Origin of the sequence: Natronomonas marina (assembly GCF_024298905.1) — an archaeon.
GTDB classification, from domain to species: Archaea; Halobacteriota; Halobacteria; order Halobacteriales; family Haloarculaceae; genus Natronomonas; species Natronomonas marina.
This window is the reverse complement of record NZ_CP101154.1, coordinates 2,572,748-2,598,053: the sequence shown is the minus strand read 5'-3', so window position 1 is coordinate 2,598,053 and position 25,306 is coordinate 2,572,748. Positions and strand designations below refer to the sequence as shown.

The window sequence follows — 25,306 nt, the reverse complement described above, 5'->3', positions numbered from 1 at the left end:
GCGACTTAGTGGTACGGCGTCACGCGTCGGCGGCCCGCCGACTCGCCCGGCGCTCGCGGGCCGCCCCGCCGACCGCCAGCAGCGCCTCGACGGCCAGGAGTGCGGCGAGGGCGCCGAACGCGACCGCCCAGCCCGCCACGTCGGACAGCGCCCCGACCACGACGCTGCCCAGCGACCCGAGTATCATGTAGACGGTCCTGACGAGCCCGAAGCCGGCGGCTCGCTCGGTCTCGCTCAGGTGGTCGATGAACCGGGTCTGGACGGGCGCGCCCCACGACATAGCGACGCCGACGAGCGGAATCGCGGCGACGACGGCGGCTCCCGACCCGACGACGAGCGTCCCGTAGCCGACGACGCCGGTACCGAACGCGAGGGCGGCGGCGACGTCGCGGCCGACCCGGTCCGAGAGGCTTCCCATCACCGGCTGGGTCGCACCGTGGACGACGAAGTACGCCGAGAACAGCCCGCTCGCGGCTGCGGGCGAGTAGTCGTGGTGGCCGATGAGAAACGCCGGCAGGAAGGAGGCGGTCGCCTGCCAGCAGAACGCCCCGCCGACCGCCATGACGGTCGTGTACCGGATTTCCGGCCGGGACAGGAGCTCCCGGACGGGGCCGAGTTCGAACCGCGAGCGCATGGTCAGGTCGGGACGTGCCGGTGCCGTCGGCCGAACCGTCGCCCGGAAGAGCACGAAGGTGGGGACGGCCACGGCCGCACCGAGCAGCATCGCGGGCCGCCACCCGTAGCGGACGGCGACGGCTGCGGCGGCCACCGGCGCCACGAGGCCGGCGAGCGGACCGCCGGCGACGTGAACCCCGATAGCGCGACCGACCGCGTCGAACTGCCGCGCAAGCAGCGTCGTTGCGACGCTGTAGTGGAGGCCGGCACCGACGCCGAGACCGACGACGACGAGCGCGAAGACGGCGAACGTCGGCGCGAGCGACAGCAGGCCGCTGGCGACGGCGGTCGTGCCGACGGCGACGAGGATGACGCGCCGTTCGCCGAACCGGTCGGCGAGGACGCCGCTGGGGAACTGCGCGACGGCGTAGGCGGCCCACATCCCGGTCAGCGCCAGCCCGACCGCGCCCGTCGAGACAGAGAAGGCCACCGTAATCTCGGTCACGACGGGGCTAATGACGAGACGTGCCACCATCGTCGCGGCGAAGGCCAGCGTACACAGCGTCAGGACGACGTACCGGTAGGGGATTCCCACTGGTCGACGGCTATCCGGTCCGGGGACAACGCTCTTGCGGTTTCCGCCCGTTTCCTCCGGGCTTCCTCGCCGGTGCCGCAACCGTTTTCGGGTCGCTCGGCGTAGGACTGGACATGTCAAACCAAGGAAAGCTAACCGGCGCACCGGTGCGGAAGGGAATGCCCGTTCTCGGCCTCGGGACGTGGCAGAACGCCGACCCCGAGGCCTGCGTCGAGTCGGTCCGGGCGGCCCTGGAGACGGGGTACCGCCACGTCGACACCGCACAGGCCTACGACAACGAGTCCTCGGTCGGGGAGGGTATCGCCGCGGCCGACGTCGACCGCGAGGACGTCTTCCTGGCGACGAAGGTGTGGATCGACCAACTCGCAGGCGACGATGTCGTCGAGTCGACGGAAGCCAGTCTCGACCGTCTCGGAGTCGACTACCTCGACCTCCTGTACGTCCACTGGCCGGCGGGCGACTACGACCCGGCGGAGACGCTGTCGGCCTTCGAGGAGCTGCGAGCGGAGGGCCGCATCGACCGCATCGGCGTCTCGAACTTCGAGCCCGAGCACCTCGAAGAGGCGCGGTCGGCCATCGACGCGCCGATATTCGCCAACCAGGTCGAGATGCACCCGCTGCTCCAGCAGGCCAACCTCCGGGAGTACTGTGCCGAGGCCGACATCGAACTGGTGGCGTACTCGCCGCTGGCTCGCGGCGAGGTCTTCGACGTCGACGTGCTTTCCGACATCGCGGCGGATCACGGCGTCAGCGAGGCGCAGGTGAGCCTCGCGTGGCTCCGCGAGAAGGGCGTGACCGCCATCCCGAAGGCGACGGGTGTAGACCACATCGAGGACAACTGGGCGTCCCTGGGGCTGGAGTTGACCGACGAGGAGGTCGCGCGCATCGACGCTATCGACCGCGAGGAACGACTCATCGACCCCGACTTCGCGCCCGACGGCTGGTAGCGAGCGGTCGGAACCTATTTTGCGACCGGCCCGGAGTGTGGGCGTATGGCAGACGGCGGCATCGTTGAGGGAATCAGAATCGACGTCGTGCGGCTCCACGAGACGTGGATGGAACTCCTCTTCCCGCGGCAGCGAACCGCCGTCCACCGCGTGCTCGGCAAGTGGAAGCCGAGGACGCGGGCGGACGAAATCAAGTACTACCTGTGGGGCGCCCTGGGCGTCCCCCTCGTGGCGGTGCTGTACCCGCTGTTGCTCGTCGGGTTCGCCGTTCGGTTCAACGCCCGGCGGTTCGACAGCGCCTCGACGCGACTGGGCGTCGTCGGCGTCGTCGTCCTGGCGACGCTCGTCTGGGGGCTGTTGACCGCACTGGCCCGCGTTCGGCTCCCGGAGACGGGCTTTCTCGCCGTCGCCGCAGCCAGCGTCGTCGCCGTCGTCTCGGCCGGTCTCGCGGCCGTCTTCGCCCGAGTCGGCGGCCGCGGCACCACCGTCGCGCTGGCGTACCCCTTCGCCATGAACGCCATCTTTCTGCCGCCGGTCGTCGCCGCGCTGTTCGATCCGGCGCTGGGCGTCATCATCGAGGAGAGTACGGACCTTGCGACCTTCTTCCGGGACGACGTGTTCGTCGGCCCGCTGGACCCGGTCAGCGACTACCTCAGCGACAACTACGACTTCGAGGGCATCGTCGTCGCGCTGATGTGGTTCTGCATCGCGACGCCGCTGGGGTGGATACTCGGGCTGCTGGTGACGCTCGCTGACTTAGTCCGGCCCCAGTCCGTCGAGGAGCAGGTTGAGGCCGAGCAGACCTGACTCGCGGCGCCGTCAGCCGCTCAGTATTCCAGCCCGTCGTACAGCACCACCATCGCCGCCGAATTGAGCGGCCCGCCGACCGCGGTCGCTACCAGCGAGACGACGAGTCGGTTGCCGCTCGCGGGCTGCCGCACGGCGGCCTCGAGACCGCCGGCGGTCCCGACCAGCGCGAGGAGAGCCGAGGCGACGGTGGTCACGGCGACGGCGAGCACGACCCCTGCGACCGTCAGGAGGTCGCCACTCGTCCGGTCCCAGCTGGTTGCCAGTGCCCCTATCGGTCCGTCGTCGCCGACGATGACGCTCGGATACACCAGGTAGAGCCGCACCATGACATAGAGACCGGGCAACACGAGCAGGACGAGGCCGGCCAGCGTGGCGATGCCGGCGAGGAGGCCCCCGACTATCGCCAGCAGCACCCGGACCCCGAAGGAGTTGCCCGTTCGACTGCTCTCTATCGGCACCGACAGTTCCTGCGCGACGAAGTAGATGCCGACCATCAGACCGACCGACTGGACGAACCCTCCCAGAGGGCCGAGCAGCGCGACCAGAAACCCGGTCCCGAGGAACAGGGGGACGAGCAGCGGCATCCGCCTGATAGCGACCAGCGTCTCCCGGAGGGCGTCGACCGCGCCGTCGACCTGCGGACGGCGGTCGACGGTGCGGGACGACGTCGTTACGTCGCTCATAAAAACGCGTCTGAAGATAAATAAATAAAATTTGCGTATTGCGGACGGAAGCTACCGGCGGCCGGGAGGAAAGTTAGCCGGAAAGTCCCCGCGGGCGTGCCACGCACGCCGAGCGGTAGCGCGCCGACTAGCCGAAAGGAGCACGGACCATGTTTCCCTGCGCCGTAGGCGCCGTTCAACACACCGGGGCGGCGAAGCCACCTCGCAGTTTTTCATTTGATATTCGGACGCGGGGCTGACGGCTACGGTCTGCATCCGCGAGCGAACGAAGTGAGCGAGCGGTTTGCTTGAAAAAGCGCGGAGCGCTCTTTCGGCATGACGAAAGACGCCTGCGGCGTCTTTCGAACCACACCGCGCGAGGCCGAAGGCCGAGCGCCGGACCAAGGGCCGACCGTCAGGGAGGCCCGCAGTGTCTTTTTCATCGACGTTTTTGCACCTCCCTCGCGCCGCTTCGCGGCGCTCGGTCGGGCAAAAACGTCGGTTTACATGTAACCCAGGTCGCGGAGGCGCTCCATGAGGTCCTCCTTGTCCTGGGCGCGGCCGGCGCGTTCGGTGGTGTTGTCGAGGTCCTGCAGCCAGGCGGGTTCCTCGTCGGACTTCTCGGTCGAGATCTCGCTGCCGAGCGAGCGGAACCCGGCGAAGTACTTCGGCGAGACGGGGATGTCCTCGTGGGTGAGGTCGTTCGGCAGGTCGTCGTAGTCCTGCGGGACGTAGCCGTCGTCCGGGAAGTCCTCGACGGCCTCGGGGACGACGTAGAACCAGAAGGCGTCCCAGACGTCGCTCTCGTCGAACTGCAGGATGGGCTGAATCCGGTCGTGGGGCGGGTAGATGTCGGGGTCGTGGCGCTCGCTGAAGAACGTCTCGTCGGCGCGGGCCTCCTGTTCGTCCCACCGGATGCCGGAGATGATGCCGTCGATGCCCTCCGCTTCGAGGGTGTTGTTCAGCGCGACCGTCTTCAGGAGGTGGTTGCCGACGTAGGTGTCGAGCAGGAACGGGAAGGTGTCCTCCTCGTACTCGAGGATGTTCCGGACGTGGTGCTGGTTGTTCTCGTCGAGTTCGGCGACGGGGATGTCGTCGCCGGGGTCGAGACCGTTCTCGTCGACGTAGTCGCCGACGTCGGTGTTGCGCGCGAAGATGACCTCCAGGTCCCACTCGTCGGCCCAGCGGTCGACGAACTCCAGCAGTTCGTCGAAGTGCTGGTAGTGGTCGATGAAGACCGTCGGCGGCAACTCGTAGTCGAACTGCTCGACGACCTCCTTGACGAAGTACAGGGTCAGCGTCGAGTCCTTGCCGCCCGTCCACATGATGGCCGGGTTGTCGTACTCCTCGAGGCCGGTCTGGACGACCTCGATTGCCTTCTCGATTTTGTCCTCGAGGGCGGGGTAGTCCTCGGGGTCCTCGCCTTCGCCGTCGGTGTAGTCGACGTCGACGTAGTCGGGGAAGTCGCTCATGCGTATAATTATATCTCATTACGAGGATTAAGGCTCTTTTGGGTTCGAGCGAGGCGGGTCCGGGCGGTCATCCGTCGGACGCCGGTCTCCCGGCGAACGAATCGCTCGTTCGGCGGACCGGAGGCTGGCGTCGTCGAGGCGTCTTCAGGAGGGATCGGTCGGTGTCAGTACGGGACGGACCGCGTCACTCGGAGATGAACTTGTTGTCGCGCCAGTTGACGCTGTTCTCGGACTCCCGCTCGCGGGGGTCGTCGATGACCTCGATGCTGGCGGAGCGCTCCTCGCCCTCGACGATGCGCGTGGCCTCGAGCTGGTCGTCGACGGCAGCGATGGCCGTCAGCGTCCCCTTGTCGGCGTACAGCGCGAGGTCCCGGAGTACCTCGAACATCGGGTACTGGAGGGCGGTGTTCTGCAGCACCGTCTCCCGGTCGCCCTTGAAGCAGGCGTACTCGACGAGCTTGGAGTTCACTTCGACCTCCTCGGCCTGCATCTGGCCGCCCTCGCCGAAACTCCCCCACTGGGGACCGTCGTCGTCGCCGCTGGCGGCGGCGCCGTCCTGCGGTTCCGGCGGCGTCTCCTGCCAGCCGTCCTCGGTCTCGTAGATGCGGTTCTCCGTGACGCTCGCCTTCAGCTGTGCCGTCGGCGTGTACTTGGAGATGTTGTCCTCCGCGGCAACGGCGCTGACGATGAGCGTGTTGTTGCGGCGTGTTACTTCGACGTCGTCGATCTCGACGGGTAGCTCGTACCCGTCGAAAAAGTCGTGGACGTCGTCGAGTTGCAGTTCCAGCGTCGAATGAAGTCTGTAAACACGACTGGTCATGGTATCCCTGTCCCACGAGGGTCCGAGCCCTCTGACGCGAGTGGTCCGGTTGAATATTGGTGTTCCACACATATATCACCTGTCCTTCGGCGTGCGTCACATTACCATGGTCCGTAACGGGGCTTAATCGGAGACTAACGGAGGCATCGATGGACCGGCGGCGAGACCAGCGACACGCGTCGCTGCCACTCGTCGCCGACTCGGTGGGCCGACCTTTTGCACCGCGACGGCACAGTGGCCGGGAAGTTAAACGGGTAGACGTAGTACCAGTGTTCAATGACGGACCACTACCAGGTGACGGTCGTCGGCGGGGGACCCGCCGGGCTGACGACGGCGCTGTACACCACCAGACTCGGCCACGACACCGCGGTCATCAACCGCGGGGGCGGCCGCGCGGCGATGATGCTGGACACGCACAACGTCATCGGGGTCACGGAGGACGTCTCGGGCAACGAGTTCCTGGCGACCGCGACCGAGCAGGTCCAGGAGTACGGCGCTGACTACCACCAGGACTTCGTCTCCGACGTCGCGGCGACCGACGACGGCTTCCGGGTGACGGCCGGCGACGTCGAGGTGACGACCGACCACGTCGTGCTGGCGACCGGCTTTTCGGACGCGCGACCCGACCCGCCGCTGCCCCGTACCGGCCGCGGCCTCCACTGGTGTCTCCACTGCGACGCCTACATGTTCGTCGACCAGCCGGTCTACGTGATGGGGACCAGCGACTCGGCGGCGTACGTGGCGATGATCATGCTGAACTTCACCCCCGACGTGGACCTCCTGACCCGCGGGGCGGAGCCGGCGTGGTCCGCCGAGACGCAGGCCATGCTCGAGAACCACCCCGTCGACGTGATTCACGAGGAGATAGCCGGCCTCGAGAAGCGCGAGGACGGCTGGCTGGAGGCCTTCGAGTTCGAGGACGGCAGCCGCCGGGAGTACCGCGGCGGCTTCCCGATGTACGGCTCCGACTACAACACTGACCTCGCGGAGTCGCTCGGCGTCGAGTTGAACGACGACGGCACCATCGCCGTCGACGACCACGGCCGCACGAACGTCGACGGCGTCTACGCCGTCGGCGACGTCACGCCCGGCCACAACCAGATCCCGACGGCCATGGGCGAGGGCGCCCGCTGCGGCATCGGCAACCACTACGACCTGCGGGCGTTCCCCCGCTCTATCGAGGACATCGAGGCCGAGGGGTCCGTCACCGGGGGCGACGTCCCCGGGATCTCCGACCGGCTCCGGGACCGCGCGGTCGCACACGAGGCCCACCCCGGCCGCGAGGAGGCCGCGCCCGCGACCGACGACGACTGATCCGACGGCCGCACCGGACCGCCCTCGGACAAGAGGTTAAGGACGAGACCAGTTTTGCTCGGGACCTGACACAATATTATTGCATCCGTCCAGGATACCGCGTGTATAGTGAATATTAAGGTCGCTGACGACGTGGGTCGGGTATGGAAACGCGCAAGGTGCAGCGGCTCGGACCGTCGACGCTGGCGATGACGCTGCCGGCCGAGTGGGCCGGCAAGCAGGACGTCGAGAAGGGCGACGAGGTGTCGCTCCGGATGGGGTCGAAGGGGACGCTGACGGTGATGCCCGAGTCCGTCCAGCAGGAGGAAAGCGAGGCGATCATCCACGCACAGAACCTCGACGCCGACGCCGTCGAGCGGGCCATCGTCGCACAGTACGTCCTCGGCCGTCGCATCATCCACGTCGAGGTCGAGGAGGGCGGCACCCTCGATTCGGCCCAGATAAACGCGGTCTACAACGCCGAGACCCAGTTGATGGGCCTGGGCGTCATCGAGGAGACCCCCGAGCGAATCGCAATCCGCTGTTCGGTCGACCCCGAGGACTTCTCCTTGGACAACCTCCTGGAGCGCCTGGAGTCGACCGGGTCGACGATGCGAAACGAGGCCATCAAGGCGCTCGCCCACGGCAACCCCGACCTCGCCCAGCGGGCGCTGAACCGCGAACGGCAGGCCAACAAGATATTCGTCCTCCTGCTGCGGCTGACGTTCACCGCCTACCAGAACCCCAACCTCGCGCGGGCGGTCGGGCTGGACTCGGGCTTCCCGCTCATCGGCTACCGCTCCATCGCGAAGAACCTCGAACTCACGGCGGACAACGCCGAGGACATCGCCGAAATCGTCCTCGAGACGGAGGGCCACACCCTCAACGTCGACGACGCGACGATGCGGCGCATCCGGGAGTTCACCGACGACGTCAACGCCATCACCGAACTCGGCGTCCGGGCCGCCGTCGACCGCGACTACGACAAGGCCATCGAGACCCGCGAGCGCTTCGCGGAGGTCCGAGACCGAGAGATAGAGATACTCGGCGACCTCGAGGAGATGCCCAACGAGGACCTCCTCCGGGTGCGCGAGGTGCTGGTCAGTCTCGGCCAGACCGCCCAGTACGCCGTCCGGAACGCCGAAATCGCGACGAACCTGGCGCTGAACGCCGACAGCGAGCACGTCTCCATCGAGTAGCGACGTTTTCGGCCCGCTCGCGGTCCCGGACGGTCAGTCGGCGCCGGCCGTCGATTCCTCGCCGGCCGTCGATTCCTCGCCGGCCGTCGCCGCCTTCTCGACCCGCAAGGGGTTCCGCGAGACGGTCCGGCAGTCGAAGGTCGGATGTTCGGCGAAGTGTCTCACGACCATGTGGCGCCGCGACCCGGTGATGCCCGTCCGGCCGACCGCCTCGGCGTCGAACGTCGCCGGCAGTCGCTCGTAGAGCCGTTCCAGCGCGTCGAAGGAGTCGAACACCTTCTCGTTGCCCGCCGAGTCGGCCCCGCGCCGGGAGACGACGTAGGCCCCGTCGGTCCGGTACTGGCCGGCGGTCCGGAGGAACTCCTCGCGGGCGCGAAGCGCCTCGCCGAGTTCGTCGGCCAGCCGGTCGGCCGTCTCCCGCGATAGCTCGTGGGTGGTACCGTTCACTGAGAGAAAGACCGTCCCCGCATCGGCCTCGACATCGATGTCACTGTCCGAGAACTCGATCCGGAGGGTGACTACTCCGTCCCATACGACGGGCGAGGGCGGCCGTCGACTAAACGTTACCGCCGGTCACAGCAGGCCGTCGTCGTCGGTCGGCGTCTCCAGGGGGTCGTCCGGTATCGCCGTCGGCGTCGCCGTCGGCATCGTCCGTCCGGAGTCGGTGGGGGTCGGCGTCCGCTCGCCGTCGGCCGGGGTCGGCGTCGCCGTCGCCGTCGGCTCGGCGGTCGAGGCGTTCTCGTTGCCGAAGATGTCCGTCTCGATGGTCTCCTCGTAGGTGAGCCGATCCAGCGGGACCCGGATGTCCTGGGAGAGCTGGTCGACGGACACCACGGCGTAGAACTCGATGCGGAGGTTCGTCACCTGGTCGTTCCGGAGGTGGGTCACCCACCAGTCGTCGAGGTTCGGGTTGAGGATGCGCGCCTCGGTCCGGACCGTCTCGGTCGCCCCCGGCGGGATGGCCGCGATGTCGTCGGTCCTGCCCTCGCCCACCGCGACCCCGTTCATCGTTATCTCGTAGCCCAGTTCGGTGACGGTGAACGGCGTCGTCTGGGGGTTGTACATGACGAACTCCATGTCGATGGGGGTCTCCTGTGCGGTCGCCTCGCCCCACTCGGCGCTCGTGCGGTTGACGTACAGGACGGGGTTCGAGAACAGCGGCGGCGGGTCGTCGGCGTTGACCGGCCGGGTCTCCTCGGAGTTGAAGTCGCCGATGATGTCGGTCTCGACCTCCTTCTCCTGGGTGATGTCGTATCGCCGCTGGCCGAGGATGGAGGTTCGGACGGTCGCGTTGATGGTCACGACCGTCCGCTCGTCGTTGTTGACGTGGGTCGCCCACCACGGCGGAATCTGCTCGTTGTTCATCCGGGTGGTGAACTCGAGCGTCGAGTTCCCTCGCCTGATGTCGAGTCCCTCCCGGCCGCCGACGGCCATCGGGACATCGTTCATCCGGACGGTGTAGTTTATCGTCGTGTTGCCTAACTGGACGCCGATGGGGTTGGGGTTGTCGACGACGAGGTCGGTGAAGACGACGGTCGTCTCGTCGTCGACGTCGCCGAACCGGTTGTCGACCGCTTCGACGGCGGGCGCGCCGAGAACACCGAGCGCGAACGCGCCGACCAGAGAGACGACGAGAACGCCGACGACGACGCCGGCGATCCTGAACCGACTCGCGGTGAGTGCCTCGCCGATTCCGCTCATCGTCGGTCGAACGCTTCCGGGGGTGAAATATCTGTGGTTCGATACGTCGGCCCGGAACCGGGCGGCGCCGGCGCTGTAACGCCGGGATTTATGTGTGGCGTGCCGTACGGGCGGGTATGACGACCACAGCGTCGACCGACAAACGCGTCGCCTTCCCGCTCGCGCTCGGTGCCGTCGCCCTGCTGGGCGCCGTCGGGATGACAGTGTTCGGTATCACCGGCGACCAGGTGGCCTCCGGGTGGTCCTTCGCGGTCGCGATGGTCGCCGGGTCGCTGGCGGTTGCCGCCTACCACGTCTATTCCTGAAGGAAGGGGCTTAAGCCGCTCGCGTTCCAACGGAATAGCATGAGCGAACTGAGCGAGGAGGACGAACGGATTCTCTCGTACCTGCGGAACCGTGCGGCGGGGGGCAAGCGGTACTTCCGGTCGAAGGGAATCGCCGAGGCCATCGGCCTGACCGCGAAACAGGTCGGCTCCCGTCTCCCTCGTCTCGACGAACACTCCGAGGACGTCGACATCGAGAAGTGGTCCCGGGCCCGCTCGACGACGTGGCGAGTCACGCCCGAGTAGCCGCAAAGGCTGGCCTTTTACTCCCCGCTCCCCACTCACCGGCAATGACCGTTCGCGTCGAGCGGGTGTTCGAGCTTCCCGCCCCGCCGGAGGAGGTCTGGGCGTTCATCGCCGACCCCGAGAAACGCGCCCGCCCGATAAGCGTCGTCGTCGACTTCGAGACGACCGGCGAGCGGACCGCCGTCTGGCACGTTGAACTTCCCGTCCCCCGGGTCGACCGGACCATCGCCATCGAGACGGAGGACGTCGAGGTCGACGAGCCGCGACACGTCAAGTTCGTCGGCCGCTCGCGGGCGATGAACGTCCAGGGCGAGCACACCCTCGAACCGACCGCCGAGGGGACCCGGCTAACCAACCGGTTCGTCGTCGACGGCCGTCTCCCCGGCGTCGAGACGTACTTCAAACGGAAGCTCGACGGCGAACTCGCCAACCTCGAGGCCGCGGTCCGGGAGGACATCGAGTCGTGAGACTCGCCCTGGCCCAACAGGAGGTTCGGGCGGGGTCTCTCGAGCGCAACGTCGACCGGGCCGTCTCGGCCATCGAGCGAGCGGCCGCCGACAGCGCCGACTGCGTCGCGCTGCCGGAGATATTCAACGTCGGCTACTTCGCATTCGATGCCTACGCCCGCAACGCCGAACCGCTCGGCGGGCCGACCCACGAGCGGATACGCGAGACCGCCGTGGCGAACGACGTCGCGGTCCTGGCCGGCACCGTCGTCGAGGACCTCGAAGCATCGGCGGCCGCCGGCGAGTCGGTCCCGGAGACGGAGGGACTGGCCAACACCGCCGTCCTCTTCGACGCCGACGGCGACCGCCGACTCGTCTACCGGAAGCACCACCTCTTCGGTTACGATTCGGCGGAGGCCGAGATGCTCGTTCCCGGCGAGACCGTCCCGACCGCCGAGGTGGGCGGCCACACCGTCGGCGTGACGACCTGCTACGACCTCCGGTTTCCGGCGCTGTACCGTCGTCTCCTCGACGCCGGCGCGACGCTCGTCTTGGTGCCGAGCGCGTGGCCGTACCCCCGCGTCGAGCACTGGAAGCTCCTGCCCCGGGCTCGCGCGGTCGAGAACCTCCTGTACGTCGGCGCCGTCAACGGCTCGGCGACCTTCGAGGACGCGGCGCTGGTCGGCCGCTCGACGGTTTACGACCCCTGGGGGACGCCGGTGGCGACGACGGACGACGCCCCCGGGGTCGTCACGGCCGACTGCGACCCCGGACGGGTCGAGGCGGTCCGCGAGGAGTTCCCGGCGCTGGACGACCGGCGGTAGGGGCCGACCGAGAGCCGAGAGTTTATAAGTGGGGACGGCGTACGACTACCTGCCCGAACGACGCTTTTCTCGTCGTGACGGCAGAACACAACGCCCGCCGCGAAACCCGTCCACCCACCCGCGCCGGCTCCGCCCGGTACCCGGCGCCTCCCGCCCACCTCGTCTTCGTCTCACGCCGAACAGCGGCCGTTCCGACCGCGAGGGTCACTCCTCGGTCTTGATGTCCGCCGACAGCCCCTGTGCCATCTCGATGTCCGAGGAGTTGTTCAGCGTCCAGGCGGTCCGCTCGGTGACGGCCTCGATGACCTCCCTGGCCGAGGGCGCGCCCTCGCCGGACTTCTTGACGCCGCCGAACGGCAACTGGACCTCCGCGCCGATGCAAGGGAGGTTCCCGTAGGAGAGACCGACCTCGCCACGGTCGCGGTAGCGGTTTATCTGCCGGTAGTCCTCGCTGACGACGGCGCCCGCCAGCCCGTAGGGGACGTCGTTGTGAATCTCGATTGCGCGGTCAACGTCGCCCTCGTACTCGACGAGTGCGACGTGGGGGCCGAATACCTCCTCCTTCAGACAGCGGAGGTCGGTGTCGTAGTCGATTTCGTAGACGAAGGGACCGACCCAGTGGCCCTCGGCGTGACCGGCGGGTATCTCCCCGTCGTCCAGTTCCGCGCGGTCGACGAGCACCTCGGCGCCCTCCTGGCGGGCGAGGTCGTTGTACCGGTGGAACTTCTCGATCTGGCTCTCGTCGACGACGGGGCCCATGAAGGTATCCTCGTCGAGCGGGTCGCCGACGGAGACGGACTCGGCGAGGTCGACGAACCGCGACTTGAACTCCTCGTAGACGTCGGTGTGGACGATCAACCGCTCCGAGGAGACGCAGCGCTGGCCCGTCGTCTTGAACGAGGACATGACCGCCGAGTGGACCGCGATGTCGAGGTCAGCCTCCTCGGTGACGACGATGGCGTTCTTCCCGCCCATCTCGCAGGCGGTGTTCTTGCCGGGGTCGCTGGCCACCTGCTGGGATATCTCGTGGCCGACCTCGGCGCTGCCGGTGAACAGCACCGTGTCGACGTCGCCCTCGACGATGGCCGCGCCGGCGTCGCCGAACCCCTGGACCATGTTGAACACGCCGTCCGGAATGTCCGTGTCGTCGAACATCTCGGCGATGATCTGCCCGCACCACGGGGTCTGCTCGGCGGGCTTCCAGACGACGGTGTTGCCCTCCACCAGCGTCACCGCCATGTGCCAGAAGGGGATGGCCACGGGGAAGTTCCACGGCGTGATACAGCCGACGACGCCGCGCGGCTTGCGGCGCATGTAGGCGTCCTTGCTGGCGATCTCGGAGGGGACGATGTCGCCGTGGGGGTGGCGGGCGTTGCCCGCGGCCCACTCGACCATGTGCCAGGCCTCAGTCACGTCGGCCTTCCCCTCGCTTATCTCCTTGCCGCACTCCTTGGTGACGACCTCGCCCAGTTCCTCGTGGCGGTCCCGCAGTTCGTGGTAGATGTCCCAGAGGTACTCCGCGCGGTCGATGTACGAGAGGTCGCGCCACCCTTCGGCGGCCTCGTTGGCGGCCGCAATCGCCGACTCGACCTCCGAGGCGGTGCCCTGTGGGAAGGTCCCCAGCGTCTCGCCCGTCGCGGGGTTCTCGCTCTCGAAGTCCTCGCCCGCGCCCGCTACCCATTCACCGTCGACGTAGTGGTCGTATTCCGCCATGGGCAATACTTGCGAGGGGGCGTGAAAAAAGGTGCCGGGGGCCGGTCGCAGTCAGGCGGGGGTCCGTCGCTCCCCGAGCGCCATCCCGTAGAGGAAGCAGGGGACGCCGAGTACCAGGATGGCGACGGCCAGCCCCGCCTGGAGCATGCTGGCCAGGAGTCCCAGACCGGGAACCCTGACCGCCGGCCACATCCAGGCGACGAACGGCGCGAGCGCGATAGCGGGGACGGCGACGGCGGTACCCACGAGTTGCCGCCGACCACCGATGGCGACGGCGGCGCCAAAGGCGGCCAGCGCCCCGAACGCGACGAGTGTGGCGGGCAGGAAGTACGGCGGGTTGAGCGGTCCCGGTCCCCTCACGTAGGCCCCCACCGTCACCACCCCGGCGACGAGACCGGCAACACCGTATCGGTTGGCTCGCTCGGGGTCCACACCCCGGGAGCGACCGAGCGCGTAGAGGCCGGTGAGCCCGAAGCCGAACACGATGGCCGGGAAGAGGAGGTTGAGGAGGAGGTTCTGGGCGGCGACCGGCCACACGAGCGACCCGATCGCCAGCGTGGTCGTGACCGACGCGGCGGCGTCGCGCTCTTCGCCGAAGACCACGTAGAAGTCGCCGACCTCCCGTTCCGGGCCGTCGACGCTCACCGCCGTGCCGTCATCGGTGACGCTCCCGACCGCGGGGTCGTTCGTGACGACCTGGCCATCCGGCGCCTGGATGACGAGTCGGTCGACGTTCACGAACCGCCGCAACTCCCCCCCTTCACTGTGGAACAGCCGGAACACGCCGTGACCGAGCCGTTCGTCGACGACGCCGGCCCTTCGCCATCGGATGGTGGCCTCGCCGTCCTCCCGGAGGCCTACGGTCACCGACTTGGCTTCGGGGTGGCTGGTCTCCAGCGCCTCTTCCGCCCTCGCCTGGAGGCGGCTCTCGTCTTCGGGTGCGGGCGCGTTTCCGGAGTCGTTCCACCGGAAGTCCGCCACCCACGTCGCGCTCCCGTTCTCGTGTGCCTTTACGGTCAGCGTTCGGTGGTCCGGCGAACTCCAGTCGGTGTCGTCCCCCATCCATACGTAGGAGTTACACACCGGACAGACCGGTGATGGCTGTGAACTCGCCGCGACTGGGCCGGCGGTCGCGCCGAGGAGGACCAGCGCAGCCAGCGCGAGTACCGCGGGAACTGTTGACTCGCTCATATGCCAACCCCGTCACTCGACCGTTAAATGTTTTCAGGAACATTTTTCAGATTAAAACCCTGGCGACCCACTCGGCGGGCTGGTCTCGGGAGGCGAGTTCGCCCCGACCAGCGGGGCGAACCGCTTACGTCGCCGGGCCGCCCAGCGTCGTCCGTGAAGGAGTTCGGCTTCGAGTTGCGGGTGTGTGCGTGGGCCGAGCGGCGGTGGCCGCCCGACCGCGACGACGACCCGGTCGCGCTCGTCGCTCGCCAACTCGGCACCCGGCGGCGCCGGTGGGACACCGTCGTCGTCGAGACGACCCGCGAGGCGCTCGACCGACGGGCGCCGTTCGGCGAGGAACGCCTCGACTCGGATCTGCTGCACGTCGCGCGCAACGCGCCCGGTTCGTGGACCTACTACCGCGACGCTCTGCCGGACCCCGGCTACCCCTGGCGGTACGTCCGGGAGGCGGTCCACCGGGCGGCCGACCGCGGGTTCGTTGAGACGCGCAAGCGGGGCAACCGGATCGAACTCCGGCGGCGGTACCGCTACCCGGATTGGGTCGACCGGCTGGTCGCCATCGAGAACAAGCCGGACCTCGACGCCGCGGCCGCCCGGGCGCTCTCGGCGCAACTGGAGTTCGACGTCGCCCTGGGGCTGGCCGACGAGGCGTGGCTGGCGACCGAGGCGACGGGCGCCGACGTTGAACCGGCGCTGCTCGAGGAGATACCCGTCGAGGTCGGCATCCTCGCCGTCTCGGAGGGGTCGGACGGCTGGGGCGCCGAGCCGGTCTGGAACCCCCGGTCGCTGGCAGTCGAGGCGCCCGGGACCCGCATCCTCGACCGACCCGACGGCGGCGAGGCCGACGCCTCGGCGGCTCGCTTCGAGTACGCCGACCCCGAGTGGAAGCGCGACAAGCGCCTGGAGATAGCCGAGCGCGCCTACGAGCGCGGCTGGCGGGCCTACGCCGGGACGATGCGGCCGGACTGCCGGCACTTCCGGGTCCAAGAGCCCGCGGGACCGTTCCCCCGCTGTGCGGCCAAGGAGCGCGAGCAGACGGCCGCGGAGTGTTCGGCCGACTGTGCGGCGTTCGAGCCGGAACCGCCGACCTGGCGGCGGAAGGGCTGGCCCCTCGACGGCGGTCCCGGGAAGGCGACGAAACGGCTCCTGAGACGGATGCGCGAGCGCCGCCGCTAGGCGGCTTCGGCGGGCTCTCCGAGCGGTTCGACGGTGAACGTCTCGCGCTCGACGGCCAGCCGGAACGTGGGGACGGTCCGCTGGACCACCGCGACGAGCCCCCTGTCTTCGAGGCTCCGCAGCCCCGAGCGGACGGCGTCGGGGTCGGCATCCAGTCCCGTCTCCTGGACGTTGTGCAGCACCGAGACGACGCTCTGTGGCTCGGCGTCGGGACCGGCCAGGACCGCCAGAATCCGCGCCTGCAGTTCCGGGACGCGGACGACGTCGTCGTCGGTCTCGATGTCGAGTTCCTCGGCGGCCGCCGGCGTCGCGCGGATGAGGCTGTCCTCGTCGCGGTAGTAGTACTCCTTCAGTTCCGATTCGAGGTACTGGTGGACCTCGCTGCCGTTGTCCATCTCCCACCGCTCCTGTAGTTCGGCGTTCTTCGTCGGCTGCAGGGCGACCAGGTCCGCCAGCCGCGAGCGCGCCTCCTCCGAGAGGGTCATCACCAGTCCCTACGCGCGGTTGCGTAGAAAAAGGGGCGGTTTCGGCCGCGGGCGTCCACCGACACCGACGCCGACCGCCACCGGGCCTTATTGCCCCGGCCCGCCTTGGTAACCGCATGGGAACGGTTCGGCTCGACACCGACGGCGGCGTGGGGACGGTCACCATCGACCGCCCGGAGCGGCACAACGCCCTGGACTCGGCGACGCTTTCGGCCCTAGAGAGCGCGCTGGCGGAGGCCCGCGACGACGACGTCGCGGCGCTGGTGCTCACCGGCGCCGGCGAGGAGGCCTTCTCGGTCGGTGCGGACGTTCGGGAGCTAGCCGACGCCTCCGTCGCCGAGGCCGACGCCTACGTCGCCGCCGCCCAGCGGGTCACCGGCGAACTCGCCGGCTTCCCCGTCCCGACGGTCGCCGCTATCGACGGCTACTGTCTCGGCGGCGGCTGGGAACTGGCGCTGAACTGCGACCTCCGGGTGGCGAGCGAGCGGGCGGTCCTCGGGCACACGGAACTGGACCTGGCCGTCGTCCCGGCGTGGGGCGGCGTCCGGAAGCTCGTCCGGCTCGTCGGCGACGAGACTGCCCGCAGGCTCGTCTTCTTCGCCGAACGGCTGGACGCCCAGGACGCCTACGAACTCGACCTCGTCGGCGACCTCGTCGCCCACGACGAGGTCGACGACTACGCCCACGGCCTCGCCGAGGACCTGGCCGACCAGCCGGCCTTCGCCCTGCGGGCCGCAAAGGAGACCTTCGAGTACGCCTGGCGCGAGCGACCGGCCGACCTGGGCTTTCAGCGACGGCTCTGGGGGGAGCTGTTCGGCACCGACGCCCGGCGCGAGGCGATGTATGAGTTCCTCGATAGGTAGGGTCGCACTCGATTCCGCAACGCAGCGGACCGGACAATTCCGGGAGTTTATTTCCACGAACCTCGATTGACAGGTTATGGTCATTTAGGTGGTAATACGGCTTCTACACAATCTTTTTACCTGTTTGTGGAGTGGGTGACGCACACGGATGGTCATTCCAACTCCAGACAGCGGTATCCTGAAGCGCGTCTACGCCAACCTCGTCGGCGGGGGCGGGTTCGTCTCGCTTGACATCCCTGACAAGGTGCTGAAACGGCTCTACACGTACGGGAGTCTGAAAGACACCGATCGTGGGGTCGAGTTCGAGGTGAAAAACCGGCTTCAGGACGCCAAGTTCGCTGGGATCAACCGGCTCGTCATCAACGGCCAGGAGATAGCCCCGGAGCGGGTCCGGCTAGTGACCGCCGACGGCGAGACGTTCGAGCTCGACGACGTGACCGACAACGACCCCATCCCGCTCCCCGTCGGGCGGACCGTCACCGTCGTCATCGAGGACATGGACATCCCCTCGGGCGAACACGACATCCTCATCGACTTCACCGCCAAGCCGTTCGGCGACCTCTCGCTGGAGATCGGCGACACCATCCGCGACGAGGGCGAACTCCCGTCCATCCCGCGCGACGAGGAGGACAACTACAGCGACGAGGCCATCCGGATGCGTCACGAGTTCATCGAGGAGGAGACGGGCGTGGAACTGGAGCACGTCCCCGAGTTCTCCTTCGACGCCTCGATGGGCGAGGGCAACGTCGAAAACTTCATCGGCGTCGCCCAGATGCCGCTCGGTCTGGCCGGTCCCGTGAAGGTCAACGGCGAGCACGCCGACGGCTACTACCCGATCCCGCTTGCGACGACGGAGGGGACGCTCGTGGCCTCCTACAGCCGCGGGATGAAGGCCATCAACATGTGCGGCGGCGCGACGGCGACGGTGACCGACGACAAGATGAACCGGGCACCCGTCTTCGTCTTCGAGGACGCCCGCAACGCCCGTGACTTCCGCGATTGGGTGTTCGAACACTACGACACCATCAAGGAGAAGGCCGAGGAGACCTCCAGCGTCGCCGAGTTGATCGAAATCGAAGACTACATGACGAACAACTTCGCCCACCTGCGTTTCGGCTACCAGACGGGCGACGCGGCCGGCCAGAACATGGTCGGGAAGGCGACCTTCGCCGCCTGCAACTGGATCCTCCAGGAGTACCCCGGCTACGTCGAGAACTTCTACCTCGACGGCAACACCTCGACCGACAAGAAGGCCTCGGCGGTCAACACGATGATGACCCGCGGCAAGCGGGTCACCGCCGAGGTGACCCTCGACGAGGAGACCTGCGTCCACCACCTCGGCGCCGAACCGGAGAGTCTCGACCACCACGGCAAGATAGCGACGCTCGGCGCGCTGATGGTCGACGGCCAGACCAACGGCGCCCACCCCGCAAACGGGCTGGCGTCGCTGTTCATCGCCTGCGGACAGGACGAGGCCAACGTCGCCGAGTCACACGCCGCGCTCATCAACACGACGCTGCTGCAGGACAACTCGCTTCACATCTCGGTGACTATCCCGTCGCTCATCGTCGCCACCTACGGCGGCGGCACCGGGATGGCGACCCAGCAGGAGTGTCTCGCGATGCTGGACTGCGACGGTCCCGGTAACGTCAACAAGTTCGCCGAGATCGCCGCGACGACGGTGCTGGCCGGCGAAATCTCGCTCGGCGCCGCTATCTCCGCGTCGGACTGGGTCACCAGCCACGAGTCACTCGGCCGCAACCGGTAGCCGTCGGCATCGGAACCCGGAGTTTTCCCCGTGGCCAGTTGATGGATATCGGGCAAGATCAAACGTTGCCTGTCGCCGCTTCGATAGCTCAGGACAGTCAGCACGAGCAGTTGCCCGAGATAGCACCAGCAGTTGCCTGAAATCCACGACGGATCGGAAGTTAAGACATATATCCGACACCCGTGTATCACTGCTTTATATGCAATTCTGTGACGAGTGTGGTTCGATGATGCACACGGAGGGCGATACGTGGGTGTGTCGCTCCTGTGAGAACGAGGCGTCGCGGGACTCGCAAGCAGAAGCGACGATGACGACCCAGGACGGACAGCGGGACGACGGGGCCCCCGCCGTGGTCGACGGGACCCAGGACTCGGCCGAGACGATGCAGGAACCCTGCCCGGCCGAGGACTGTGACAGCGACCGGGCCTACTACGAGATGATGCCGAAGCCGGGCGGCTCCTACGAGGTTCGGCTGTTCACCTGCGTCGAGTGCGGCCACAGGTGGCGCGAGTCCTGACGGCGCATCTCGCGAACTCCGCCGCTCGCATATGTACAGCCCGCCACGCCGGGCTCTCGATTCCCGGGGGGCGCTCGGCCTCGAGTGGAACCACACGTCGACTCCGCGCCAACTCTCACGACGTTCTCGATCTCCGGCTGGTCGACCTCGCGGTCGTCGGTCTGGTCTACGGGCTGCTGTACGTCCACACGGGGCCGCTCGCGTACGGCACCGGGCTGCATCTCGGGACATTCGTCGCCGCCGGCGTCCTCTTCGTGCCGCCCCGGCGACGGCCGACTCCGCCTCGCTGCTCGCGGTGACCAGTTCGCTGCCGGCGTCGGTCGCCGTTCTCGGCGAGTACGGCTTTCCGAAGGTGATCCTGGCGTACGCCTTCGTCCTCGCCTTCCTCGCGTGGCGCCACGAGGTTGTCCCGGTCGAGGCGGACGTCGCCCGGTGGTCCTCGCGGTCCTCTCAGACGTCGTCGACCTCGTAGGAGAGGCCGGCGTCCCGGAGGGCGTCGGTGACGCGGCCGCCGAGGTCCGTCGTGGTGACGACGACGACATCCAGTCCGCGGCGGGCGGCGTCGACGGCCACCTCTCCGGCCGCGAAGGTGACGTCGGCCTCCTCGCCGGACCGCCGGAGGGTGGCGACGGCCTCGACGCCCGCCGCGACCACGAGATCGGCCCCCGCGGCCGCCTGGGCCAGTTCGGTCGAGCCCTCGGGGTGTCCCGACCGGATGGGCGACACCTGGAAGACCGTCACTTCGCCCGGTTCGAGGTCGATGATGCCGGTGAAGCCGGTGACGCCGACCACCTCGCCGGCGTCGGCGTCGGTCGTCGCCACGCCCGTGGCGGGCCCCTCGTCGCCGGGCGTGGCCCGCAGCAGTCCCGCCTCGATGGAGAGCGAGACCCGCTGGCCGGACTCGACGGCGTCGGTGGCGAAGGCGGCGTCCTCCTGCATGCTGCCGAGGACGTCCTCGGTGACGTGGTCGGCGAACCGACGGACGTCGGAGGCCTGCTGGAATATCCAGTCGACGCCCTCCTTGGTCACCCGGTAGCGCGACCGGGCCTCCTTGTCGACGAGCCCCTCCTCGACCAGTTCGCGGATGTACTCCGAGACCGCCTGGCTGGTCACGCCGACCGCGTCGGCGATCTCCCCCTGACTGACCGCCGGCTGCCGGTCGGCGATCTCGACGAGGACCCGGAACTTCGTCGCGGCCCGCTTGTTGTCGAGGACGTCGACCATACCGGGGTCTCGGCGCGAGCGGTCATAAAACCCGGACGATGCGCCGGCAGCCCTTTGCCGACGGCGCCGCTACGCCGCCCATGGAGTTCGAGCCCCGCGACCGCGCGGCCTACCTCCCGGCCGCCGACGCCCTCGTCTGTGCGGACCTCCACGTCGGCCGCGATGCCACCTCGAACGTCGAGTTCCGGGTCGGCGAACACGAGGACCTCACGGCGCGGTTCGGGGCACTCTGCGAGCGGTACGAGCCGTCGGAGGCCGTCGTGGCCGGCGATCTGTTGCACTCCTTCGACCGACTGCCGAGAGGGGCCGCCGAGACGGTCCGGGCGCTCCGGGACGCCGCGGAGGCGGTCGACTGCCGACTGGTCGTCGCGCCCGGCAACCACGACTCGATGCTCTCGGAACTGTGGGACGGTCCCACCGCCGAGGAGTACCGCCTCGAGGCCGGCGAGGAGACGGTCGTCGTCACCCACGGCCACGAACCGCCGTCCACGGATGCCGACTGGTACGTCGTCGGCCACGACCACCCCACCCTCGAAATCGAGGGAATGGCCCGACCCTGCTACCTGTACGGTCCCGAGACGTACGGGTCGGCCGGCGTCCTGATGCTGCCGGCGTTCAGCCGCCTGCCCGCCGGCGTCGCCGTCAACGAGATGTACGCCGGCGACTTCCAGTCGCCGCTCGTCGAGTCGGCCGGCGGCATGCGGCCCGTCGTCCGCGACGAGGACGCGGACCGGACCCACGAGTTCCCGCCGCTCGGGGAGTTCCGGCGACTACTGTAGGTCCGCCCGGACCGCCTCGGCCGCCCGCCGCCCGCTCTCCATGGCGCCCTGGATGGACGACCACCGGGTGTAGTCGCCGGCCAGGTACACCGCGCCGTCGGGGGCGTCGACGGCCGGCAGCGTCCCGCGGAAGCCCGGCGGCTGTGCGAACTGTGCGAACTCGATTCTGTCGACGCCGACCACCTCCAGTTCGCCGAAGTGGTTCTCGGGGTACCACGACGACAGCGCCGACCGGACCGCCTCCCCCAGCGCCTCGTCGTCCTCGTCCTGCTCGCCGAGGAAGGTGGCGTCCAGTAGCTGGCTGCCCTCGGGCGCGTACTCCGGGGCGGCGGCGCTCATCGGCGCAATCGTGTTGGGGCGGTCGTCGGCCGCGTTCAGCAGGATGCGCGAGCCGGTGTCCAGCGACTGGTGGGCCGGCAGCGAGCAGTGGACGGTGACGCAGGCCTTCCCCTCGGTCGGCGTCTCCACGCCGGTCAACTCGGCGGCGGCCTTCGGGTCGGTGGCGACGACGGCGGCGTCGGCCGACACCGCTCCGGCGTCGGTCTCTACGGTCACCGACCCCTCGCCGGCCGCGACGCCGGTCACCTTCCGGTCGGTCTCGACGGTCGCCCCGGCCGTCTCGGCCCGCCGCCGCAGTTGGGCCGGAATGGCACCCATCCCCTCGGCGGGAACGACGGTGTCGCCCTCGGCGAGCATCCCGAAGGTGTACTCGAAGACGTGACTCGATGTCGACAGCGAGCGGTCCAGCGTGATGCCGCCGTAGAACGGTTCGGCGAACCGCTCGACGAACGCCCGCGAGAAGCCCCGGTCGTCGAGGTACTCCCGTATCGTGGTCTCCGGCCCCTCGAACGGGTCGTCGGCGTCGCGGCCGCGGAGTTCGCGCTGGAGGCGGAACAGCCGGAGTTTGTCGCCCACCGTGACGTCGCGGTTCAGGAGCGTCGGGACGGCCGCGCCGGGGTCACCGAAGGGGTCGGAAAGCGTCGAGCGGTGGTCCGGGGCCGCGATGGTGGCGCCGGGCGCGAACCGCCGCAAATCGAGGTCACCGAAGTCGAGTTCCCGCCGGGCGGCCGGGTAGCCGGTGAAGAGCACCTGGAACCCGCGGTCGAGCGTGAACCCCTCGACGACGCGGGAGCGGACGCGGCCGCCGACCCGCTCGTCGGTCTCGAACAGTTCGACCTCGGCGCCGGCCGACGCGAGGTGCTGTGCGGCGACCAGGCCGGCGAGCCCTCCGCCGGCGACGACGACGTGCATGACCGCCGGTTCGGGCGGCCTCGTCAAACAGGTTTCCGTCCGCGGTCGCCATCTCAGAGTTTCTCGGTCTCCAGCGCCTGATCGGTGCGGCGCTGGGCCTGCTCGAGTCGGGAGTCGATGGCCCGGACGGTCGGCGCCGGGAGGTCGCCCCGGGCGCCCTCCAGTCGGTCGGCGACGTCGACGAGGCGGGCGGCGACGTTCTCCAGCGCCCGGTCGGCGTTGCCGCGCTCGCCAGCCTTCGCCCGCTCTGCGGCCCGGTCCGAGGCCGACAGGACGGCCTTCAGCGCCCGCAACAGGCCGGTGACGCCGCTGACCTGGCGCCCGGTGTTCTCGGATACGAGGAGGCCGTCTTCGTCGTCATCGTCGTCCTCGGTCGGCGTCGCGGTCCGCCGTGGGCCGTCGCTTCCTCCTGGGTTGCCCCGTTCACCGCCGCTTTCGGTCGGCGTCGGCGTTGCGGTCCCGTCGTCCGTACCGATCACGTCGTCGACTGTCCCGCCGACGTCGTCGAGGGTGACGTCGGCGACCGCCGCGACGCTCGCTGCGGTCTCCCGGCCGATGGTGGAGACGAAACTCGCAAGCGATGCCTTCCCCGTCCGCGGCGTTTCGATACGGATGCCCTCGCTGCCGTCGGTGCCGTCGCCGCCGTCGCCCTGGCCGGGATTGACGCGGAAGGCTCCCAGCGCGCCCTCGGCGTCCTCGACCTCGGAGGTGTAGGCGCCGCCGCGGTGGACGTAGACCGCGTCCTGGCCATCCATCGGGGCGTCGTAGAGACGGCCGCCGAAGTCGTCTTCGACTGCCAGCCGCTCCAGTTCCGCCTCGGCCCCGTCGGCGTCGACCTCCAGTTTGACGGCCTCGCCGGACGGTGCGAGCGGGATTTCGCCCTCGACGCCGGCGACATCGGTGCCGCCACCCTCGGTCACCTCCACGCGCTCGCTGTGCGGGGCCGACCCCGCACCGTTGACCGTCAGCCGGTGTTCGCTGGCTGGCAGGTCGTCGACGACGAGCGTCCCGGCGAACGTCGGCACGGCGACGGGGTCGCTCTCGACCAGCGCCGCCTTCTCGGTGGTCGGCTCGCTCGTGGTCACGCCCTCCCCTTCGGGCGCCTCCTCGTCGGGCTCGACGCGGGTGACCGTCGCCACGAGCCGGTTGAGCGGCGCCGGCTGGCCGATTGCGTCGTACGACTCCGACAGTGCGAGCCGATGGGCCGGGTCCGAGATGTCGGCCGCCGGGTTGTCGTAGCGGGGCTGGTCCCACGGCACCTTCGTCGTCGTGATGTGGCCCGCGACGAGGTCCTCGCCGAACTCCGGGACGGCGAACTCGAAGCTGAGCTGTGGGCCGGTGAAGGCCGTGATGTGTTCCAGTTCGGCCGTCGGCACCAGGTCGTAGGCGACGTCGACCTCCATCTCGGCGTCCGCCTCGTCGAACGCGAACAGGAGGCCCGTCTCCCGATTCGGCAGCTCGCTCGGCGGCTCGGCGAGGTCGTCGAACGAGCGCACCGTCAGCGACTCGTCGACGAGCGCCGTCCGGTCGACGGCCGGGAGCCGCTCGTGTTCGTAAATCGGCTCGCCGTCGAGTTCGGGGACCACGTACGGCAGCCGGAAGCCCTCGTCGCGGGGCAGGCCGTAGGCCGCCGGAACGTCGGCGTTGAGCCCCTCGAGAGCGTCGTTGGTCACGTCGGCGATCGTGTTCTCGACGGGGTTCCGGGTGAAGTGATCGGGGATGTCGTTGACCGAGAGGCCGCCGGAGTGCGAGCCCAGTTCCGGCAGGACCCGCGGCACCGCCGTCGTGTCGGGGTCGAGGAACTCGTTGTTCGGCACCTTCCGGGAGTGGGCGCTGCCGACGAACAGTTGCGGCTCGTCGGTGTCGGTGTCGACGAACACCTGCGTCACCTCCCAGTCGTGCCAGTGGAAGTTCACGGAGAACTGGTCGAAGGCGCCGTACCACCAGTACTGGACGGCCGCGAGCGGGGAGTCCTCGTAGCCCACGACGCGGTAGAACACCGTCGGCTCCGGCGGCCCGTCGGCCTCCCGGAAACGTTCGGTGTAACCGTCGAAGGCGGCGAAGCCGTCGACCACGGGGTCGCCTCCCTCCTCGCGCTCGTAGGGGCGGGGGTCCGTCGGGAACCACTTCTCGTAGCGGTCGAAGTAGTAGACCGGCGCGAACCGTTCCGCGAGCCGTCGGCTCTCGGCGTCGTCCACCTCGGTCGTCGGCGCGTCAGGCCCCCGGTCGAGGGCGCCGAGGCCGACCGCGCCAAGGGTGCCGGCGGTTCCGGCGCCGGCGGCGATAGCGAGCAGTTGACGTCGAGTCAAATCGGTCGGATTCACGGTTGTGTCCTTCGGTCGGCCGTCCGCGGGGCGGCGTCCGGCGGCCGACCGTCTCGTGGCCC

26 protein-coding genes are annotated in these 25,306 nt (G+C 68.9%); 14 read left to right on the top strand and 12 right to left on the bottom strand.

The genetic code is table 11. The features are described 5' to 3' along the window. Nucleotides 1–19: 19 nt before the first annotated feature. On the bottom strand, nt 20–1,210 hold the full coding sequence (locus tag NLF94_RS13935) for an MFS transporter (protein ID WP_254838232.1): 1,191 nt from the start codon (nt 1,208–1,210) through the stop codon (nt 20–22). Between the two features lie 158 nt (nt 1,211–1,368). Between NLF94_RS13935 and NLF94_RS13930 the strand changes: the two genes are divergently transcribed. Beyond that, a complete protein-coding gene (locus tag NLF94_RS13930; RefSeq protein ID WP_254841431.1) occupies nt 1,369–2,157 on the top strand; it encodes an aldo/keto reductase in 789 nt (262 codons plus the stop codon). 45 nt (nt 2,158–2,202) lie between these two features. Beyond that, nucleotides 2,203–2,964: a hypothetical protein gene (locus NLF94_RS13925; RefSeq protein ID WP_254838231.1), complete on the top strand. Its 762-nt coding sequence runs from the start codon at nt 2,203–2,205 to the stop codon at nt 2,962–2,964. 20 nt (nt 2,965–2,984) lie between these two features. Here the strand turns inward: NLF94_RS13925 and NLF94_RS13920 are convergent, their stop codons facing one another. The 3 genes from NLF94_RS13920 to NLF94_RS13910 form a co-directional block, all read right to left on the bottom strand. Then, on the bottom strand, nt 2,985–3,650 hold the full coding sequence (locus NLF94_RS13920) for a hypothetical protein (protein ID WP_254838230.1): 666 nt from the start codon (nt 3,648–3,650) through the stop codon (nt 2,985–2,987). Nucleotides 3,651–4,132: 482 nt separating this feature from the next. Next, nucleotides 4,133–5,101: a phosphoadenosine phosphosulfate reductase family protein gene (locus NLF94_RS13915; RefSeq protein WP_350355828.1), complete on the bottom strand. Its 969-nt coding sequence runs from the start codon at nt 5,099–5,101 to the stop codon at nt 4,133–4,135. Nucleotides 5,102–5,285: 184 nt separating this feature from the next. Further along, nucleotides 5,286–5,921, bottom strand: a complete 636-nt coding sequence (locus NLF94_RS13910; protein ID WP_254838229.1) for a DUF7110 family protein — start codon at nt 5,919–5,921, stop codon at nt 5,286–5,288. A 276-nt stretch (nt 5,922–6,197) separates the two neighbouring features. Here NLF94_RS13910 and NLF94_RS13905 point away from each other — a divergent pair, with 276 nt between their 5' ends. Then, nucleotides 6,198–7,235, top strand: coding sequence for an NAD(P)/FAD-dependent oxidoreductase (locus NLF94_RS13905; RefSeq protein WP_254838228.1), 1,038 nt, complete (start codon nt 6,198–6,200; stop codon nt 7,233–7,235). 143 nt (nt 7,236–7,378) lie between these two features. Next, the gene (locus tag NLF94_RS13900; RefSeq protein ID WP_254838227.1) at nt 7,379–8,413 is read left to right on the top strand and encodes a phosphate signaling complex PhoU family protein; all 1,035 of its coding nucleotides are present in this window, start codon (nt 7,379–7,381) and stop codon (nt 8,411–8,413) included. 33 nt (nt 8,414–8,446) lie between these two features. Here NLF94_RS13900 and NLF94_RS13895 read toward each other — a convergent pair whose 3' ends face one another. Together NLF94_RS13895 and NLF94_RS13890 are read right to left on the bottom strand one after the other, a co-directional pair. Next, the gene (locus NLF94_RS13895) at nt 8,447–8,899 is read right to left on the bottom strand and encodes a DUF7528 family protein (protein WP_350355881.1); all 453 of its coding nucleotides are present in this window, start codon (nt 8,897–8,899) and stop codon (nt 8,447–8,449) included. 87 nt (nt 8,900–8,986) lie between these two features. Then, a complete protein-coding gene (locus NLF94_RS13890) occupies nt 8,987–10,114 on the bottom strand; it encodes an LEA/WHy family protein (RefSeq protein ID WP_254838224.1) in 1,128 nt (375 codons plus the stop codon). 116 nt (nt 10,115–10,230) lie between these two features. Between NLF94_RS13890 and NLF94_RS13885 the strand changes: the two genes are divergently transcribed. The 4 genes from NLF94_RS13885 to NLF94_RS13870 are packed head-to-tail and all read left to right on the top strand — an operon-like array spanning nt 10,231 to nt 11,953. Then, nucleotides 10,231–10,419 carry a DUF7525 family protein gene (locus NLF94_RS13885; protein WP_254838223.1) on the top strand — a complete coding sequence of 63 codons (189 nt, stop codon included), beginning with the start codon at nt 10,231–10,233 and terminating at the stop codon, nt 10,417–10,419. A gap of 39 nt (nt 10,420–10,458) precedes the next feature. Further along, on the top strand, nt 10,459–10,683 hold the full coding sequence (locus NLF94_RS13880; protein ID WP_254838221.1) for a DUF7123 family protein: 225 nt from the start codon (nt 10,459–10,461) through the stop codon (nt 10,681–10,683). Between the two features lie 44 nt (nt 10,684–10,727). Further along, a complete protein-coding gene (locus tag NLF94_RS13875; protein WP_254838220.1) occupies nt 10,728–11,150 on the top strand; it encodes an SRPBCC family protein in 423 nt (140 codons plus the stop codon). Then, nucleotides 11,147–11,953: a nitrilase-related carbon-nitrogen hydrolase gene (locus NLF94_RS13870; protein ID WP_254838219.1), complete on the top strand. Its 807-nt coding sequence runs from the start codon at nt 11,147–11,149 to the stop codon at nt 11,951–11,953. Before NLF94_RS13875 ends, NLF94_RS13870 begins: the two co-directional genes overlap by 4 nt. A gap of 204 nt (nt 11,954–12,157) precedes the next feature. Here the strand turns inward: NLF94_RS13870 and NLF94_RS13865 are convergent, their stop codons facing one another. Then, nucleotides 12,158–13,666 (bottom strand): aldehyde dehydrogenase family protein, encoded by a 1,509-nt coding sequence (locus NLF94_RS13865; protein ID WP_254838217.1) that lies wholly within the window; start codon nt 13,664–13,666, stop codon nt 12,158–12,160. A gap of 51 nt (nt 13,667–13,717) precedes the next feature. Then, nucleotides 13,718–14,857, bottom strand: a complete 1,140-nt coding sequence (locus NLF94_RS13860; protein WP_254838216.1) for a hypothetical protein — start codon at nt 14,855–14,857, stop codon at nt 13,718–13,720. A 153-nt stretch (nt 14,858–15,010) separates the two neighbouring features. Between NLF94_RS13860 and NLF94_RS13855 the strand changes: the two genes are divergently transcribed. Continuing rightward, the gene (locus NLF94_RS13855) at nt 15,011–16,033 is read left to right on the top strand and encodes a DUF5787 family protein (RefSeq protein ID WP_254838215.1); all 1,023 of its coding nucleotides are present in this window, start codon (nt 15,011–15,013) and stop codon (nt 16,031–16,033) included. On the opposite strand, the gene NLF94_RS13850 is transcribed toward NLF94_RS13855, so the two are convergent. Then, nucleotides 16,030–16,518, bottom strand: coding sequence for a DUF5797 family protein (locus NLF94_RS13850; RefSeq protein ID WP_254838214.1), 489 nt, complete (start codon nt 16,516–16,518; stop codon nt 16,030–16,032). The two genes, NLF94_RS13855 and NLF94_RS13850, sit on opposite strands and share 4 nt — an antisense overlap. 116 nt (nt 16,519–16,634) lie before the next feature. Here NLF94_RS13850 and NLF94_RS13845 point away from each other — a divergent pair, with 116 nt between their 5' ends. The 4 genes from NLF94_RS13845 to NLF94_RS13830 all read left to right on the top strand — a co-directional run bounded on the left by NLF94_RS13845 (nt 16,635) and on the right by NLF94_RS13830 (nt 20,138). After that, a complete protein-coding gene (locus tag NLF94_RS13845; protein ID WP_254838213.1) occupies nt 16,635–17,381 on the top strand; it encodes an enoyl-CoA hydratase/isomerase family protein in 747 nt (248 codons plus the stop codon). A gap of 148 nt (nt 17,382–17,529) precedes the next feature. Then, the gene (locus tag NLF94_RS13840; protein ID WP_254838212.1) at nt 17,530–19,149 is read left to right on the top strand and encodes a hydroxymethylglutaryl-CoA reductase; all 1,620 of its coding nucleotides are present in this window, start codon (nt 17,530–17,532) and stop codon (nt 19,147–19,149) included. Nucleotides 19,150–19,348: 199 nt separating this feature from the next. Further along, nucleotides 19,349–19,666, top strand: a complete 318-nt coding sequence (locus NLF94_RS13835; protein ID WP_254838211.1) for an RPA12/RPB9/RPC11 RNA polymerase family protein — start codon at nt 19,349–19,351, stop codon at nt 19,664–19,666. A gap of 295 nt (nt 19,667–19,961) precedes the next feature. Further along, complete coding sequence (locus NLF94_RS13830; protein ID WP_254838210.1) at nt 19,962–20,138, top strand: hypothetical protein; 177 nt, start codon at nt 19,962–19,964, stop codon at nt 20,136–20,138. Here NLF94_RS13830 and NLF94_RS13825 read toward each other — a convergent pair. After that, a complete protein-coding gene (locus tag NLF94_RS13825) occupies nt 20,117–20,890 on the bottom strand; it encodes a DUF7839 domain-containing protein (protein ID WP_254838209.1) in 774 nt (257 codons plus the stop codon). The two genes, NLF94_RS13830 and NLF94_RS13825, sit on opposite strands and share 22 nt — an antisense overlap. Nucleotides 20,891–20,970: 80 nt before the next feature. Between NLF94_RS13825 and NLF94_RS13820 the strand changes: the two genes are divergently transcribed. Further along, entirely contained in the window at nt 20,971–21,669 is a 699-nt protein-coding gene (locus NLF94_RS13820; protein ID WP_254838208.1) for a metallophosphoesterase, read from the top strand. Here NLF94_RS13820 and NLF94_RS13815 read toward each other — a convergent pair. Both NLF94_RS13815 and NLF94_RS13810 read right to left on the bottom strand, forming a co-directional pair. After that, on the bottom strand, nt 21,661–22,920 hold the full coding sequence (locus NLF94_RS13815) for an NAD(P)/FAD-dependent oxidoreductase (protein ID WP_254838206.1): 1,260 nt from the start codon (nt 22,918–22,920) through the stop codon (nt 21,661–21,663). The genes NLF94_RS13820 and NLF94_RS13815 overlap by 9 nt on opposite strands. A gap of 53 nt (nt 22,921–22,973) precedes the next feature. Next, nucleotides 22,974–25,229: a hypothetical protein gene (locus tag NLF94_RS13810; protein WP_254838205.1), complete on the bottom strand. Its 2,256-nt coding sequence runs from the start codon at nt 25,227–25,229 to the stop codon at nt 22,974–22,976. Between the last annotated feature and the right edge of the window lie 77 nt (nt 25,230–25,306).